The organism is uncultured Paraglaciecola sp. (assembly GCF_943787955.1).
GTDB lineage: Bacteria > Pseudomonadota > Gammaproteobacteria > Enterobacterales > Alteromonadaceae > Paraglaciecola.
In genome coordinates this window covers 12788-29053 of record NZ_CALSOK010000024.1, presented here as the reverse complement: position 1 = coordinate 29053, position 16266 = coordinate 12788, and the positions used below count along the sequence as shown (strand labels likewise).

Sequence of the window (16266 nt, the reverse complement as noted above, 5' to 3'; positions counted from 1 at the left end):
GTTACCAGTTGTTATCCTCCTCATAGCCAAGTTTTACCAATGCATCACCAAACATATCTTTGAACAGCGCCTTATGGTGAGGTGAAAAATATTCCTTCCATTTTGATGTCTGTCTTGAATAGATATGGCTGCTTTCCCGTGTCTCATCGTCGCTTATGTTGCTTATATTCTGTTTTGCTATCAGGTTTAGTAGTTCGTGCGATATATGGGCAAGGAATCCATAATGCGAGAATATCTGCTCGAAGGATCCCATGTAATTCTTCATTACTTATGATGATGAACGGCTTTTATTCAAACAGACTTATCTGAGGCGGTGCTCGACTTTGTGGGGGCAATAATTCAACGACTTCGTCATTTTTTGTATTCAGATGACTGAGTATATTTTGGATCACCAATGGATCTTCGATGCTCGCTATAACCTTAACTGCACCACCGCATTGCTGCCGGGTACCGTTAAGTTAGGCCTGGAACCAACATTAATCGACACCTTGTCGTATTCGATATCCGGGTGGTTATTCAGGTGAATAAGCTTATGTTGTAAATCGAGCCCTGTGACACGGCCATGAATAAAGCGAATATTACCGGCTTGCGCCAGCTTGTTTAGGTCGATATGCGTTTGTGCTTTTGTGTAATGGCCACTGATGAAACCCGGCAACATGCCGGAATAGGGTGTGAGACGGGTATCGGAAATTAGCGTCAGCCGTACATTGGCAATTGGCTTCATGGCTAACATTCGCAACACCAATGCATGAGTATGGCCGCCGCCGATAAATACCAGGTCTCTTTCGTTCAAGAAGAATGCCTCATCAGAGTGTGATAACAAATTTTGTAGCCGAGCCAAATTGAGCCAATCGGAATGATCATACTTTTAAATAAAATACCGACAATCAATGTCACCACCGACGTCGCGATTTGACTGCTAATGCCTTCACTGTCGACTACCGGAGCATCGTCACCAAATATGAACTTACCGATGTCGATTTCTGTAATCGACGTTTTTATGTTTTCAATGACTTGCGTGCTGGCCTCCAACACGGTGAGCGCTTCAGCACCGGTGGCATTGAAATAGAGCCAGTCAAATAGCCAAACCAGGCTGACCTCTATATTCAGTAAAAAGCGTAGCACTAAAATAACCAAACCTACGTTAATAATTGAACGGTTGTAGACATTAGGCCGCCAGAGCAAAAATAAAACAATCGCAGCATAGATGCTGAAGATGATTTTGAGCGCGCTGGAGGTGGTTAAGAGTAAAATAACTTGTTGAATGCCCAAAGCGGTTAATGAGATTAATAGTAGGCCAGAGAAGCGCTCAATTAAGTCGTTTATCGGATCGAATATCTCACCCAGATTTACACTGGCAACGCCGACACTGAGTTCAGCGGATTGAACCACTGAAATAACGCCATTGAGTGTGCGCACAACGGTAAATACAATCGCGTTACTACTAATAGTGTCTGTTAAGTATTGCTGCGCAAAAACATCAAAAGTGGGCAGCCAATTAAACGCAACCGCAGAACAGATCAATGCGGTTAACGCGATTTGGCTTGGTCGACTTAAGTTGATTTGTTGTGTGAAAGCCATTCCAGAATCTCCTGGTGATTACCCTCAAATACCTTATGTTTGGGAGTATAGGTAAAATAAAACGTCATTTTTCCTAAAAAAAATACATGATGCCTCACGTTTTCCATATTGACATCTATTTTATATTCTTAAGGGAGTGAAAGTCGGTTATTTTTCGTCGATTAATCAACTGTTTCTACGTAATTCAGAATTCAAGACAAGCGCATCCCGCTGTTGTGCAAACCAGTTTTTCTTATGATGGAACGGCTTTTATTCAAACAGACTTATCTGAGGCGGTGCTCGACTTTGTGGGGGCAATAATTCAACGGCCTGCAGAGCTTCGGGCAATGTGACTACCTCAGGAGAAATCCCGCGACCATTGGGGGTAAAGCCATGGACGATGGGTTCGTTCCCGGTCATCACTCCTATCCTGGTTGGCGAGCATGTACTGTCTACATAGTGCCGGGTAAACAGTACGCCCTGCGTCGCCAGGGCGTCCAGGTTCGGTGTTCGAACACTGGTATTGCCGTTTGCGCCAAGATCATTAAAGCCCATGTCATCGATTAAAATCAGGACGATATTGGGTTTGGCGTCACGATGTGGCTCAGGGCTCGGTGCCGGTGCGCAGGCGTGCAACAACGGACCGACAACAAGGCACAGCCAAAGCCTATAGCTAGGAAGACCTAACAAAACACTCTTGTACTCAAGATTTCCCCTGACCACCCTGCTTTCCCTCTGTCTCTTTCGGCTTAAACCGTTTTACCTGACGCTTCGCCTCCAGAAAATGGCTGGCATGGGTGTAAAACTTTCGAAGATCATTCTGGTCCTCTTCATCTTTTGAAAACATAATGTCCAGCAGCTGATTTGGTTCTCTATCACCACCCGGCTTTCTAATAGCTCCGAGACCAAAGCCATGGTAGAACTTGAACACCTCGTCGTGCTGGCCCTCCAGTTCCTCAAAGTATTTCCACACGCCAAAATCTTTTATCTTCGCCATCACATCATGAAACAGGATAATACCGCCGGGCTTCACCTTTGGATACCAATTGGTGAAGTCTTCTTTAACTGCGTCATAGGTATGCAGGCCATCAATATGCAAAAGATCGATGCTGTCATCATCAAAATGCTGTAATGCTTCGTTAAAAAACATCTTCAGCAAATAGGTAAAGCCCCGATAGTGCTCCCGCGCATGGTTCTGAACATCTTTATAAATGGAGTCATCGTAGGCGTCCGTGTGCTTGTCGCCCTCCCAACAATCGACCGCATAGGCCACACCATCAATATTGTTTTCCAACATCGACTGACAAAATGCAAAGAAAGACAAGCCATTATAGGCACCCAGCTCCACCACTAGCTTTGGCCGGATGGTCTCCACTAAATCATAGGCAAATGGCAGGTGATCTACCCAGGTGCTAAAAACCATTCTCTTTGGCTCAAACCCTCTTAAGGAAGGGGGTAAATAAATTTGTCCGGTCATGAGGATTTCCTGATAGTTCTAATTTTAAAATGTTTGGGCGAAACTCGAATTTCAATCATCTTGCCACAGAGCCTCGCCCCGAGAATCCAGGCGTTTGTAACGTCTCGTTGATCGCTCTGACGAAAACTGCAGATACGGTTGTGCCCAGGGTGTTACCGCCCCGAGCAGAATAGGCTCTCTTCGCAGACTATGAAAATCTCCCTGCCAGATATCCTGCAACTGAACACTGTGGGATGCGTGTTCTTGCTCCAGCCCTTGATACTCAGAGGTGGTAACGCCACCGTGATACTGATGGAACGAACCCTCGCCGGGCAGCACTATAAGCGTACTACCTTCCAGCAGACCCAAACTTCTAAACATATGAAGATTGATGGCACCGCCCCCGCGCAGTGTAAAGCGCTCATCAGCATACGCTATCTTCTTAAAGCTCTCTGCCGGGGCGAACATACAGTTACATTCCATAATAGGCTGTAGATAACCATGGGGGTTCGCACCACTAATATCCGCAATGGAAAATAGTTCATAGCCATTTTCCTTCCAGTTTGTCGACTTGAGAAGTTCCTTTTCAGCCTGCTCATCGTAGCCACTACTCACATTGAGGTGCTGGCCTTGCTCCCCCAGATGATAGCCTGGAACAATGGTGAAAAAATGAGACGAAATGCGCTGACTCATCAATACATACTGGATGACTCGCGGGGTCAACATGCGAGCGCCGTCTATCATCAAGCCTATTGATGCACCCCGGCACTTCTCAAATGCAAAATTTATGGCCGGCACCGGTGTGTGCGCGCTCTCCTCCCGGCGGAAGAAATGAAAATTGTTGCCCAATTCTGGCAAAATTGACTCATCGAAATTGTCGCTGGATGAGTTTTCAACAACAACAACTTCGTAGTCCTGTTCGGAGACTCCCATCTGATAGGCGCTGGAAAGGGTATACAACGTTTGAGCGAGTTGTTCCGGCATCTTGAAGCCAATAACGATAACCGACAGCAAAGGCTGAGCGGAGGGCCCCATCAGTTAAATTCCTGCAGCGGTTTCTCCCCTCGTGAACTCAGCCATTTTCCTGAAGAGAAATGCAAAAACTTTTGCGATTGCTCTGGTAGCTGGCCCAAATATATTGGATGTGACAGAGGGCTTGAATATTCCTCCCCGCGCAGCTCCCGATACTGCTCTTTACTGGCTTCAATATAGGCCGTTCGTACTGAGCTCTCTTCGCCGCCTGTGGTCACGCCACCATGAAACTGGTGAAATGTTCCCTCACCAGGAATGATGACATGCTGCACTCCGGGGTATTCGCAGGCCCGTTTATAAAAATCCAAATTTACTAGCCCGCCGCCACGCAAATCAAATTGCGCGTCATAGCCCCCCAGCTCAGGCCACAGCCCTCTGGGCACGCTGATACAATTACTCTCACTGTTGGGCAAGAAGAAGCCTGACGCCGATGAACCACTAAAACAAGCGATATCAAACAGGCGATAGCCATCGGCCGGCCAGGCAATTTCGCGCATTAAATTCAGCTCAGTTTCTAGACCGTAGCCCGAATTGACACTCTCCTGCTGTAACTGTTCACCCAAGTGATATCCGGGAATAGACACTACGCTCTGCTCTGCCAGCCTATGCCCTAACAATAGGTTTTTTATCACGCCTGGCGTGAGCATGCGGGCACCATCGATCATCAGGCAGATATAGTCACCCGTAGCGATGGACGCCCCATAATTGATTGCATGCACTGGCGTTGGCTGTGTCTCCAGCCGTTTGTGGTAGTGAACATTGCGCGGGAGGGACTCTATGAACTGATCATTGATTAAGTTTGAAGACTCATTTTCAACAACGATGACCTCAAAGTCATCAATAGAAACATCTTGTTGATAGCCCGTGCTGAGTGAAATCAGAGTATTTTTCGCCTGGGTGGGCATATCGTAGACCACCATAACGATACTGAGAACAGGCCGTATTACAGAGTCTTCTGTTTTTGAAAAAACACGTTTTACCCGATCTAACATCTACGCTACCACTTTATAAACAACGCTTGAGTAGGCGTTTATACAGGTGTTTAACTTTCCAGGGCAGAGCCTTTCCCAGTTGCTGCTCGCTGCTATTTGACGTCCTGAGTTGCTCATCATAGAACCGCTTCTCCGCGGGCCCGCTGTTCAGCCCAAACCCACTGACAAGTTGATCAAGTTTATGGTGGAAGACACTCTCATCTTCGTCAAAACAGAGAATGGGAAATACCTTCTTACTATATTCCGACAGTAGAACGCGATTATAGGCGTACCACAAGGATAATGATCTCTCAGAGGGCATATCACTTCTATTTTGCAGGGATAGGGCCACGGCATTGGGGTGGCGCACGACCCCTATGAACTCAATTTTGGGGAAAACCTGCTTCCATCCATCCACAACGAGCAGTGTTCTGGGGTCTTTAAACCCCAGAGGTTCTTCCCCAATGTTCTGCTGGAGCAGCGCCTGCGCCCTGCTCAGCTGCTCTGGCAGCCAAATTGATTTTTTTGGCGGTTTGTCCCAGGCCCCGCCATTGGCCGCAAGCACTGCGTCATTCAAATTGACAAAATCCTGATTTTCCCTGTTGCCCTTTATATTGTGTGGATTCCAGGTATGGCAGTCGCCAAGAAATAGCCCCGCCTGCTGCAGCGAGCCTGTTACGCAGCTTGTACCGCTTCGGTGCATACCCAAGATACATATTAATCGGCCTGTACTATCCATAAACTCAAAATTCTTCTTGGAAACTCACTAAGGAGGAAGGCCCCTCAATCACAGGGCGATTCAGTATAAAGCCATCGCAGCAGATTGCCTAGAATACCCCCCAACTAGCGGACGGCTATTATTAGATCAATACGCACTCCAACTCTCGCTTTTCTTAACGCCAAGGTGCAACCCAAAAAAGTAAGAGGATGCCCGGCAAAGCCCACGCAGCAGGTGTGCATCTGAATCTATTTCGACCAGAACCCAATGGTTGAACCGTTATTTTGCCACTTCTGAGAGTATAGGTTAAATAAAACATCATTTTTCATAAAATGAAAATACATGATACCTCATATTTTCCATATTGACATCTATTTTATATTCTTAAGGGAGTGAAAGTCGGCTATTTTTCGTCAATTAATCAACCCTTTCTACTTAATTCAGAATTCAAGACAAGCGCCTCCCGCTGTTGTGCAAACCAGATTTTGAATATTGCTTTTATTTCTTTTATTCAAACAGGCTTATCTGAGGCGGTGCTCGACTTTGTGGGGGCAATAGCTCGACGACAACGTCATTTTTTGTATTCAGGTGACTAAGTATCTTTTGGATCACCAATGGATGTGCATTAGGCACATCCCTGTGCCTAACCCTTGCGGGCAGCATGCGCTGTGCAAATCGGCTTTCCTGCCGATTTGTCAATGCTCGCTATAACCTTAACCGCACCACCGCATTGCTCACACGTTTCAATGCCGATGTTAAAAACCCGTTTAAGTCTTTGCGCCCAGGTCATCGACTGGTGCTTTTGTGCCCGTGTTTTTTCCTGCCCTGTCGGTAATGCTTTTTTTGCCTTATTTCGTAAGGCGGGTGTTATTGTCACGCGGTGCCGACTGTTTGGTGGTGGGCCACCCCGCGAGGGCCGCCCCGCACAAACACACCATGAAAACGCGTCAGGTTAACTCTGGGTTTGGGCACCAGTGCCGCTAAACGGGCAATAAAATCCAGCGGTTCAAAGATGACATGACTGCGCCGGTCACCGGTGGTGCCGTCATGGTAGGGTGTTTTTAGTTGGTAACGAACCTTACCGTAAGTCGTCATTGCCAACCTTTTTTCTGATACCGCAGAGCGGGACTCTCTTCACAATAAGCAACGGCACAACCTTTCGAGTTTACCCCTATCCTGTGCGTTGCTCATGACACCTGCATGGAGACTGAAGCCTGCCACATTTGCGGCACAGCCTGACGCAAGCCCCTGCTCTGCCATAGGTGCAATGGTTTGCAAGGTAAAGACCTTTCGTCCTTGCTGTTTGCCTGTAGCGATGCGATAAGTAATGGAATACCCTTGGATTAATACTTACCAAGACACCCAAGATAATTTGACTAACTTTCATACAGCACTATACTTTATCCGTGCTGTATGATTTTTAACCAAAAGGGTGATTTATGCCTCAACCTCGTCAAAGCCAAGTCAGTTTAATTGATACGCCTTATTACCATTGTGTTTCCCGCTGTGTACGTCGTTCATTTTTGTGTGGTGTGGATACATATTCCGGTCAAAGTTACGAGCATCGCCGAGCTTGGGTCGAAGACCGGTTGTTAATGTTGTCGTCGGTGTTTGCTATTGATATTTGTGCCTATGCGGTGATGAGCAATCATACCCATGTAGTGGTGTGTGTGGATAAAGACAAGGCGGAGCACTGGCTTATTGATGAGGTGTTAAGACGTTATCATAAGCTGCATAAAGGCACCTTGTTGACACAAAAATACCTGCGAGGTGAAGAGCTTAGCCCCGGTGAGCGGATTACGTTTGAAGAAACGGTTGAGGTATATCGAGCAAGGCTGTACGAGATCAGTTGGTTCATGCGCAACCTGAATGAATACATAGCCCGTGAAGCCAATAAAGAGGACGGCTGTACGGGCAGATTCTGGGAAGGTCGGTTTAAATCACAAGCCCTATTAGATGAAAGTGCGGTATTGGCGTGTATGGCCTATGTTGATTTGAACCCTATTCGCGCGAAAATGGAAAGCACGCCAGAAACCTCAAAACACACCAGCATCAAAAAACGTACACAGGCAGTTAAAAGCAAAAAACGTCAACCCAGACAACTCATGCCCTTTGTGGGAAACCCCAGACAAAACATGCTCAAGGGTATCGCTTTTTGCCTTAAAGATTACTGTGAACTGGTAGAGAGCACAGGAAGGTGTATTCGAGAAGACAAAGCAGGATATATCACTCCTGAGCACAGCCCAATTTTAACCCGCTTAGGTTTAAGTGATGAACAATGGCTTACCCTGACCACTGAATTTGAAAAACACTTTTGCTACGCCGCAGGAGCAGAACTAATGATGAAGGAATTCAAACGCCATACCAAACATCAGCGATTGCGGGGTATGGGCAGGGCAAACGTCTTATTCAAACGCGCTTAAGACAAGCAACACAATCCAAAAGTAAGTACCCAAATCCTTCACCATCCAATGATGGTGCCCAGTCACATCTGCGAACTCAGTGAACTGCGGGGTCAGGTTCGAGGTGTGAGCACCAACGGTGCGAAAAGTTACTATAAGCCAATTCCCCACAATACGCCTTTATAATAAATTAGTCTCCCTCCAGCCTCAACGGATTGTGACGCTATTTCTGCCAATAATAGTGTAACACTCAGACCAGCCGTGGTGAGTTAACCTAAGCTAAAATGTCTGCTTCAGAAGACTCAGCATGTCATCTACCGACAGTTTAGTGACAGCTTCATTACCCGATAGAAGCTTGTCTGCTAAGTCGCGTTTATGCTGGTGCAGCGCGACGATTTTTTCTTCTATTGTATTTTGGGCAATTAGCCTATAAATGGTCACTGGCCGCGTTTGGCCTATGCGGTGGGCGCGGTCAGAGGCTTGCTCTTCTACGGCTGGATTCCACCAAGGATCCATGTGTATGACGTAGTCTGCTGCAGTTAAATTTAAACCTGAACCACCCGCTTTTAAACTGATTAAAAATATATCGCCTTCACCACTTTGAAAGGCGTTAACGCCTTTTTGTCGTTGTTTTTGCGGCGTTGAGCCATCTAAATATTGATAACTCATCCCTTTGGCTTCGATGTGTTGTTTGATTAATTGTAAGTGCCCAACAAACTGGCTAAAAATGAGCGCTTTGTGATTGTTGAGTTTCAGCTCTTCTAGTAATTCATCAAGGGCGGCTAGTTTGGCGCTGGGTATGTTGGTCTCTGCCATGACTAATTTAGGGTGACAGCAGGCTTGACGTAATTTCACTAGCTCGGCAAGCATTTTAATTCGCTGTTCGCCTGCATTGGTTTGTTGGTCGTTTTGGCTAATATTGTCTATTGCATTGAGTCGCAGCGCTTCGTAAAAGTCACGCTCTTGGGGACTCATTTCTACCCGAACATTAATCTCAGTGCGGGATGGTAATTCAGTTAATACTTGGTTTTTCATGCGCCGTAAGATAAACGGTTGGATAAGCGCTTTAAGTGCTTGGCTGGCTTTGCGCGCGGCGAGTGGGTCTTCGTTTGCGTTTTCGATTGGCACTGAAAAACGCTCGCCAAAGCGTTTTATATTTCCCAGCAAACCAGGGTTAATAAAGCGGAATAAACTCCATAGTTCGGTTAAGTTGTTTTCAATGGGTGTGCCAGTGGTGATCATTTTAAAGTCGCTTTTTAATGCGATGGCGGCTTTTGTACGTTTGGTTAATGGGTTTTTTAATGCTTGGGCTTCGTCGGCTACTATACTGCGCCAGTGAACGCCTTTCAGTATTTCATGTTCCCTTTGAAGCAGACCGTAGCTTATGATCACGCAGTCAAACGGACTTAACTCGTTTAACAATTTTTGACGCTGGACGGTATTAGCTGAGTCAGAAAATATTTTGATATTCAAGGTGGGCGCGAATTTTAACGCTTCTTGTTGCCAGTTAAAACAAACAGATGTGGGTGCTATGATTAAACTCGGACCTTGGTTAGCCCGCGACAGTAAAACAGCGAGCGCTTGTAACGTTTTACCCAAGCCCATATCGTCTGCTAAACAAGCGCCTGCGCCCCAATGTGCAAGACGCGATGCCCAGTCAAATCCTACTAATTGATAGTCACGTAATTGCGCTTGAAACGTCGAGGGGATTTGCGGTTCAAGCGTATTCGCTTCGTGCATTTTGAGGGTTTGTTGATCCCAGGCATGAATTGTTTTCATGCGCATCCCGGTCGTGGCTTCCTCCATTTGCAAGCTAGCTAATGGATGAAATTTACCATCGTCGGTGACTTGATTAATTAATTCGAGTTTGTGGCGTAAATCATCAGACAAGGCGAGTATTTGATCTTGGCCAAGCTCTATAAAGCGACCATGACTGGTTTTGACCAATTCCAGCAGTTTTCGTAGATCAAGTACTTGCTCATTGTCTATTTGTAAGTCGCCAGTAATATCAAACCACTCGTTTTTATGACTAAATGTAATGTGTAAGTGTGCGCTGTCTAATTTTTTGGTTAAGCTAACTTTTTTGCCTTTCGGCCAGCGAAGCACTAAATCAAATGGTGCTTGGGCAATGGCCACTTCTAACTGTTCTAGGGCGGCTAGCGCCGTTTGTAAGTCGTCTAATAGTAAGATGTTATCTGGCATATTTAAAAAAGCGGGACAGGCTTGGTCTAGTTGGTCCAATAATGTTTCTTCGCGTACTAGGTCACGTTGGGTTGCCATACGCTTACCGTTTAAGTCAGTGGTCAAACTGGCATTACCAACCGCAGGTTTGAATGCTGGCCCTTTTTCACCAAATGGCATCACCACACAGGTAAATGTTAGCCCGTTTTTGATTGGATGAATATTCACCACTAAATTGGGATCGCATTCATGGGTTTCTAACCCAGTATCAAGCTCTGTAATATCAGATTGAATATCTAAAAATGGCGCAATGGCCGCAATGCCTGCTAGTGCTTTTTGCTTGGCACTGATTGGAATTAGCAAACCTGCCTCACCAATGATGTCGGCCACTTTAAGATGTTCAGGCGAAAACACCGTGAGATGATATTGTGTATCGGTAATAGATTTCAAATCGTAAGCAGGCTGCCCCCCATCACTGCTAATATCATCGGGTAAATCCGCGATACTTAAACAAAGTTGCTCGCCATGCTGACTAACCAATAATTCAGGCTCGCGCTTGATGATTTCAATCACTTGGCTTAAATCATCTGATTGGTATAAGTTGTCTATTCCCACTGCTGCTTCAAGTGCCGACAATCCTTGTAGCGTGTATTCAAGCTTTGAGTAATATCCCCAACTTTGATAAGCATCAATCGTACGACAAATTTTCTTATCGCTTTCGCTTAAGTAGTCAAATAAAGCAGTTTCTTCTTTCAAACGCTTTAACGAAACGACTCGACCTTTGCTCCAACCTGATTGATTAAACTTTTGCTCACGAGCCGTTAATGTATGAACGTAACTCTTTTCAAATTCCCAAATCAAACGTACTGGCTTGATTGTCTTTTGTGCATCCGGTGCCGCATTTTTTTCAGCATTTGGGTTCAATGCAATTAATTTATCTAGGGCTAAGTCCCACTCTGATTTAATTCTATCAGGTTACTGATATTGATTAATATCGATTCGGATGCTAGGTCTGACTGTTTCTTTAAATCGGGTTTTTCATCCATAAAACTCGTGGCCATTTGACAACATATTTGCGCAAATAAGGGGTAAGCCAGTTGTTCAAAATGTGCTTGGTATCTCAATGCTAATTTAGCCCATCCTGGGCCTTTGCTTTGGTTACACCAAACCTGCGCCAATAAATAATTAAAATAGCAGAGCTGATGAGAGAAAAAATCAATCTCATCATCAACGCTGTTAAATTCAATATTTATATTATATTTTTCGCCTGACAATAAGCTCTGAATCGGTTTAACGACACCTTGCCCTATATAGAAAAAATCATTATCAGATTTACGGTCGCTGTCTTCAAATTCGACTTGTTGCAGGGCATTTGGAAAATAACTTACATCCTGTTGGTTGCCATGAACCATCAATGCCAATTTATAGAAATACCCCAACACGTCATTTAAATATTGTTTTTTGCGTTTTGTCAGTTTGTTTTTAGCGAGCATAGCTTGCTCAAAATAATCGATAGCTTGCTGGTTTTCACCGGTTAAAAAGCAATATGTAGCTTGTAACTGCAAACCGTAACTGCTGATATCTTGGATAACTTGTATGCGCTCAAAATCGTTAAATCGCATTTGATACAAATACTGCTCTGCCAATAAATGATGACATTCTATATTGTATAAAGGACTTATTCTGTCAGGATTTGCAGCGCAAACTTGCTCCAATAATTGAATCGGGTAAGCACAACTTTGCCCTTCTATTTGAAACGTTCTAATCAAGGTTGTAAACGCCTGGTATTGCAGCACCTTAGGTAATGCTAAAAACGAACTTAACTCAAACGGTAAAAATAGAAGTTCAACTAAAATTCGATTTTGCTTATGATTAATAACCTGTGGGTTTTTATTGAGCGCTAAGGCAGCTTCAAGCGGTTCTATTTGATTCAAATAATAGAGGTCTCGGATAACTCTGCTCCTATCGACCTCTTTGTTCTGCGAGCTGTAGCTGTCTACCACTGGCACAACCTGTTCAGCGGCGGTGATGATTTCAAGTAAGGTTGAATGTGATTGGCCATGAGTTTTAAGCGCAAATAGTGCATGAAATTGATCTATCTCAGCGGTTAAACGGTTGGCAAGTAATCTGTTGAGTTGCAGTCCCTCTCGGTTAGGTATTAATAACGACAGTTGAGTCAATTGCTCTTTTTGCTGCACCGTTAAACGATATTCTTTTTTTGGTTGTGGCAAAAAACCTCTACTGTCTAATATATCTATTACATGCGCTAACTTGTTAATGCCAATAGGTTTGTACACCACAGCCAAAATCATCAACGTGGTTTGTTCCACTGCATTTAGCTCTAAGAAAGCTTGATATAAAGATTCTATTTGTAGATGAATTGATGGCTGGATTAAAGCAGCAAGCTTCATAGTAGTGTGGTTCTTAATGAATATTTGTTTTTCAATGACGTGAAATTAACAAAAATTGCCTTCGTAAACAATGGATCTCACAGATGCAAAATAAGATTTAAATAAACGTATGAATTTCACACAAAAGGTTTGATGTTAATAGAAGCTCTATGCTCTAAAATCAATTACTGGGATTAATGATTAAACTTCTTTGAAGCCATAGCCACATTATGAGTTGCTTGTTTAGCGCGAGCACTTAGTGCTGTCACTGATATAAAACCATGCATACAATCAGCATAGTGTTCGTGATGTGTTGCTATACCGGCCGCTTTTAGCCGTTCGGCATACGCTATACCATCATCTCTTAATGGATCGAATCCTAGGGTTAAGATATAGCTGTCTGGAGACTCGCTAATGTCGTTTGTTAAAAGCGGACTGACTAATGGAAGCGCGGCTTCGTCTAAAGAATTTAAATAATGTTGTCTAAAATAATCCATCAGATCCCGTGTGAGCAGTAACTGTTTATTGAAACGTCGGTAAGACTCGGTCAGGCCTTGCAAGTCCAACATGGGATACAATAAAAACTGAAATTGCGGTGTTACTTTGCTCTGCACCGGCAGCTGTGTTTGTAATGTATTGAGTCCAATTAAACAAGCGAGATACGCGCCGGCACTGTCGCCACCGACACCGATGTATTTTGGATGGATATTCAGTGCTTTGTGATTGTCATGGATATAGTTCCAAGCATCAATAGCATCGTAAATTGGCGTAGGAAATTTATATTCAGGGGACAGTCGATAATCTACAGAAATAATATTCATGTTGCCGTGTTTGGCTAGATACCGGCAAAATCGATCATGTGTATGAATACTGCCAATGACACAGCCACCACCATGAAAATAAACTAACGTTTTAAGAGGTGTTTTTTCTATTGGATTTGTTGGATAGTACGTACGAATTTTTATCGTTGTAGTGTCACTGTTATGGGTACTAACAGGAATATTCACATCAACAACCTGATGTATCTTAATTTTCTTAAGTCCTAAGATACGATCCATCATCGAAAATATAGGTCTGAATAATTTAGGTGGCAGCTTGTGAAGTGTTGGCATGAATGACAATAGCTTCGCAATCATTAATTGTTTGGCTTCTAACTGCTCACTCTGCAATTTTTTATTTTCTTGGTATGTTTCGTCTTCTTCGTTTTTTTCATTTTCTTTATTGAAATCATTCATTCTACATGACCTTTTATACGATGCTTTCGGCGGGAAAGAAATTCTTTATCGACTCAAAAATTTCATAACTAAGCGATTGATATACGCGGGAGAAACGGTACTCAGAAAATGCAGTAAACCATAAGATACGCTGACTGTTCTATGAGTATTAGGCTGCCTGACTTGTTTATCAATCACAGCCACTACGTCTTCAGCGGTTAGATGAATACCTAATCGTTGCATTACTTTTGCAGTCTTTTTCTGTGAATTGAGCATATTAGTAGCAACAAATGGCGGCATGACATCACATACGCGGATGCCATATTTTTGCCACTCTAGTTCCAGCGCCTCCGTTAGCGCTTTGACTGCAAATTTACTAGCCGAATAGCTGGCTAATTCTGGCACACCATAATCGCTGCTAGCTGATGACATATTCACAATGGTGCTTTTATTATTATTTTTGCCGTTATTTTTTAAATACGGCCATGCTGCTTGGCATAAATTTATAACCCCCATGACGTTGACACTAATAACTCGCTGGTGCTGGTTGTTATTTATATCTTCAAATGCGCCAACCTCTAGAACTCCAGCATTATTCAATAATACCGATAAGCTATTATCATTCCCATTACAAAACTCAGACATGACTTGCTGAGCTTGTGAAAAATCACTCACATCCAATGGGTATAAAGAAATCCGAGCCTTATCCCATTGTTCAGTTACTTCTTCTAAGAGGGCAAAATTTAAGTCGGCCATAGCAACCACATAACCCATTTTATGAAAATGCCGAGCCGCTGCTAAACCGATACCAGAAGCTGCACCTGTAATAAATATGCTGTTTGTATTCATTGGGTAGCGCTCAGGTTAGTTATCAAAATGACCTTATTTCAATATGTTCCATCTGCGGTTCGTGCATTTCATCAACCCATCGTTTCCATGTATATGGCCATAAAATGGGGTCGCCGTCGGCATCTAAATACCAGCTTTGACATCCACCCACCCAACTTGTGCCTTTCAAACCTTCTTTTATATAGGCAGTGAATTCGTCAATGGCCTCTTGCTTAGCTTCAAATTCATCAAATTCATGGTGACGCCATTTATCAATCATTTTTATAAGGTAATCAGCTTGCACTTCGCTCATGGCGATAACAGAAAAGTTACCAATAGGCGTATTTGGTCCCAACATTAAAAAGAAGTTAGGGTAACCGTTTAGCATCATTGAACGATAGGCTTTGATTTTATGCTCCCAAGCTTTATCAATATGCAAATTATTGCGCCCGATTAAGTTCATGGGACGCATAAAATTAAAGGCACTGAACCCAGTCGATAAGACCAGAACGTCTAATTCATGATGTTTACCGTCTTTGGTGATGATGCCAGTTTCGGTGACACGCTCAATACCGTCAGTGACTAATTCCGCGTTAGGCTTTTGAATAGCTCTATAAAAGGTGGTATTGATGATGACCCGCTTACAACCTACCTGATAGTTTGGTTGTAATTTTTCACGCAATCTCTTGTCTTTTATACTGAATCTTAAGTTGGCTTTGCATAAAAAATTTAATACATGTTTTTGTATAAAGTGACCGGTTACTGCTTTGGTAAAAAAGTGCTCTAAAAAAGCTTTTCCCAGATTACGATGCATTTTTGTGAGCAAAGGAAAACGGGTCATCAATTTTCTCATGGTTTTTGAGAACGTAAAATCGGGTAAATGCATTAACCATTGTGGAGTGCGTTGAAAAACAGACACCTTAGCCCCTGTATTAATCAGTTCGGGAATAGTTTGTGCGGCAGTGGAGCCAGTACCAATAACACCAACACGGGTTGAGTCAGATATTTTTACGTCGTGATCCCACTGTGCTGTATGAAACTTAGCGCCTTTGAAGTTATCAATCCCTGGAATATCTGGAAACTTAGGGTGATGCAGTATACCCGTCGCACACACAATAAAATCTGCTACATAAGTTTGCTCTTTACTGGTCTTAACTGTCCATTTACCGCTGTCATAGTGCGCATCGGTGACCTCTTCATTAAAGCGAATGTCGCGCTTCACGTCATATTTATCGGCGACGTTTTCAAAATAATCTTTAATTTCTGGTCCGCGGGCAAAAAAAACGGCTCCAGTTTGGATTAGGCTCAAATGAATAGGTATACATGTGAGCGGGCACATCGCAAGCGCTCCCAGGATAGGTATTTTCTCGCCACGTGCCGCCCACTGACTCTTTTTTTTCTAAAACAACAATGTCAGTAATACCCGCTATACGCAGTTTAATGACCATTAGCATACCCGTCATGCCTGCACCAATGATGACAACTGACGGGTTACGTTTTACTTGGCTCATGAG

Annotated in this window: 13 protein-coding genes and 2 pseudogenes; 2 read left to right on the top strand and 13 right to left on the bottom strand. The window is 43.8% G+C overall.

Annotated features, from left to right (window positions below; translation table 11 throughout):
* Positions 1-412: 412 nt before the first annotated feature.
* The 7 genes from Q0Y52_RS18710 to Q0Y52_RS18680 form a co-directional block, all read right to left on the bottom strand.
* On the bottom strand, positions 413-793 hold the full coding sequence (locus Q0Y52_RS18710) for an FAD-dependent oxidoreductase (RefSeq protein WP_297824049.1): 381 nt from the start codon (positions 791-793) through the stop codon (positions 413-415).
* Positions 790-1581, bottom strand: coding sequence for a hypothetical protein (locus Q0Y52_RS18705; protein WP_297824048.1), 792 nt, complete (start codon positions 1579-1581; stop codon positions 790-792). The genes Q0Y52_RS18710 and Q0Y52_RS18705 overlap by 4 nt, the downstream gene beginning before the upstream one ends.
* A gap of 249 nt (positions 1582-1830) precedes the next feature.
* A complete protein-coding gene (locus Q0Y52_RS18700) occupies positions 1831-2283 on the bottom strand; it encodes a sulfatase-like hydrolase/transferase (protein ID WP_297824047.1) in 453 nt (150 codons plus the stop codon).
* Positions 2264-3037, bottom strand: a complete 774-nt coding sequence (locus tag Q0Y52_RS18695; protein ID WP_297824046.1) for a class I SAM-dependent methyltransferase — start codon at positions 3035-3037, stop codon at positions 2264-2266. Before Q0Y52_RS18695 ends, Q0Y52_RS18700 begins: the two co-directional genes overlap by 20 nt.
* Positions 3038-3088: 51 nt before the next feature.
* Positions 3089-4051, bottom strand: a complete 963-nt coding sequence (locus tag Q0Y52_RS18690; RefSeq protein WP_297824045.1) for a glycosyltransferase — start codon at positions 4049-4051, stop codon at positions 3089-3091.
* Positions 4051-5040, bottom strand: a complete 990-nt coding sequence (locus tag Q0Y52_RS18685; protein ID WP_297824044.1) for a glycosyltransferase — start codon at positions 5038-5040, stop codon at positions 4051-4053. The genes Q0Y52_RS18690 and Q0Y52_RS18685 overlap by 1 nt, the downstream gene beginning before the upstream one ends.
* A 13-nt stretch (positions 5041-5053) precedes the next feature.
* Positions 5054-5758, bottom strand: coding sequence for a sulfotransferase (locus tag Q0Y52_RS18680; protein WP_297824043.1), 705 nt, complete (start codon positions 5756-5758; stop codon positions 5054-5056).
* Between the two features lie 371 nt (positions 5759-6129).
* Here Q0Y52_RS18680 and Q0Y52_RS18675 point away from each other — a divergent pair, with 371 nt between their 5' ends.
* Entirely contained in the window at positions 6130-6333 is a 204-nt protein-coding gene (locus Q0Y52_RS18675) for a hypothetical protein (RefSeq protein WP_297824042.1), read from the top strand.
* A 98-nt stretch (positions 6334-6431) separates the two neighbouring features.
* Here Q0Y52_RS18675 and Q0Y52_RS18670 read toward each other — a convergent pair.
* Positions 6432-7081: pseudogene (locus Q0Y52_RS18670) on the bottom strand (transposase); the annotation flags it as partial.
* 95 nt (positions 7082-7176) lie between these two features.
* On the opposite strand from Q0Y52_RS18670, the gene Q0Y52_RS18665 reads away from it, so the two are divergent.
* On the top strand, positions 7177-8160 hold the full coding sequence (locus tag Q0Y52_RS18665; protein ID WP_297824041.1) for a transposase: 984 nt from the start codon (positions 7177-7179) through the stop codon (positions 8158-8160).
* 258 nt (positions 8161-8418) lie between these two features.
* Here Q0Y52_RS18665 and Q0Y52_RS18660 read toward each other — a convergent pair.
* The 5 genes and pseudogenes from Q0Y52_RS18660 to Q0Y52_RS18640 form a co-directional block, all read right to left on the bottom strand.
* Positions 8419-12731 (bottom strand): annotated as a pseudogene (locus Q0Y52_RS18660) (DEAD/DEAH box helicase).
* Positions 12732-12904: 173 nt separating this feature from the next.
* Positions 12905-13945, bottom strand: a complete 1041-nt coding sequence (locus Q0Y52_RS18655) for an alpha/beta hydrolase (protein WP_297824040.1) — start codon at positions 13943-13945, stop codon at positions 12905-12907.
* A gap of 45 nt (positions 13946-13990) precedes the next feature.
* The gene (locus Q0Y52_RS18650; RefSeq protein WP_297824039.1) at positions 13991-14773 is read right to left on the bottom strand and encodes an SDR family oxidoreductase; all 783 of its coding nucleotides are present in this window, start codon (positions 14771-14773) and stop codon (positions 13991-13993) included.
* A gap of 22 nt (positions 14774-14795) precedes the next feature.
* On the bottom strand, positions 14796-16061 hold the full coding sequence (locus Q0Y52_RS18645; protein WP_297824037.1) for an NAD(P)/FAD-dependent oxidoreductase: 1266 nt from the start codon (positions 16059-16061) through the stop codon (positions 14796-14798).
* A complete protein-coding gene (locus Q0Y52_RS18640; protein WP_297824036.1) occupies positions 16009-16263 on the bottom strand; it encodes an NAD(P)-binding protein in 255 nt (84 codons plus the stop codon). Before Q0Y52_RS18640 ends, Q0Y52_RS18645 begins: the two co-directional genes overlap by 53 nt.
* Positions 16264-16266 lie beyond the last annotated feature (3 nt).

Bases quoted from the DNA above. Each gene is read 5' to 3' on its own strand.
- Q0Y52_RS18705 (WP_297824048.1), bottom strand. From the start codon at position 1,581: ATGGCTTTCACACAACAAATCAACTTAAGTCGACCAAGCCAAATCGCG.
- Q0Y52_RS18695 (WP_297824046.1), bottom strand. From the start codon at position 3,037: ATGACCGGACAAATTTATTTACCCCCTTCCTTAAGAGGGTTTGAGCCA.
- Q0Y52_RS18690 (WP_297824045.1), bottom strand. From the start codon at position 4,051: ATGGGGCCCTCCGCTCAGCCTTTGCTGTCGGTTATCGTTATTGGCTTC.
- Q0Y52_RS18685 (WP_297824044.1), bottom strand. From the start codon at position 5,040: ATGTTAGATCGGGTAAAACGTGTTTTTTCAAAAACAGAAGACTCTGTA.
- Q0Y52_RS18680 (WP_297824043.1), bottom strand. From the start codon at position 5,758: ATGGATAGTACAGGCCGATTAATATGTATCTTGGGTATGCACCGAAGC.
- Q0Y52_RS18665 (WP_297824041.1), top strand. From the start codon at position 7,177: ATGCCTCAACCTCGTCAAAGCCAAGTCAGTTTAATTGATACGCCTTAT.
- Q0Y52_RS18655 (WP_297824040.1), bottom strand. From the start codon at position 13,945: ATGAATGATTTCAATAAAGAAAATGAAAAAAACGAAGAAGACGAAACA.
- Q0Y52_RS18650 (WP_297824039.1), bottom strand. From the start codon at position 14,773: ATGAATACAAACAGCATATTTATTACAGGTGCAGCTTCTGGTATCGGT.
- Q0Y52_RS18640 (WP_297824036.1), bottom strand. From the start codon at position 16,263: ATGAGCCAAGTAAAACGTAACCCGTCAGTTGTCATCATTGGTGCAGGC.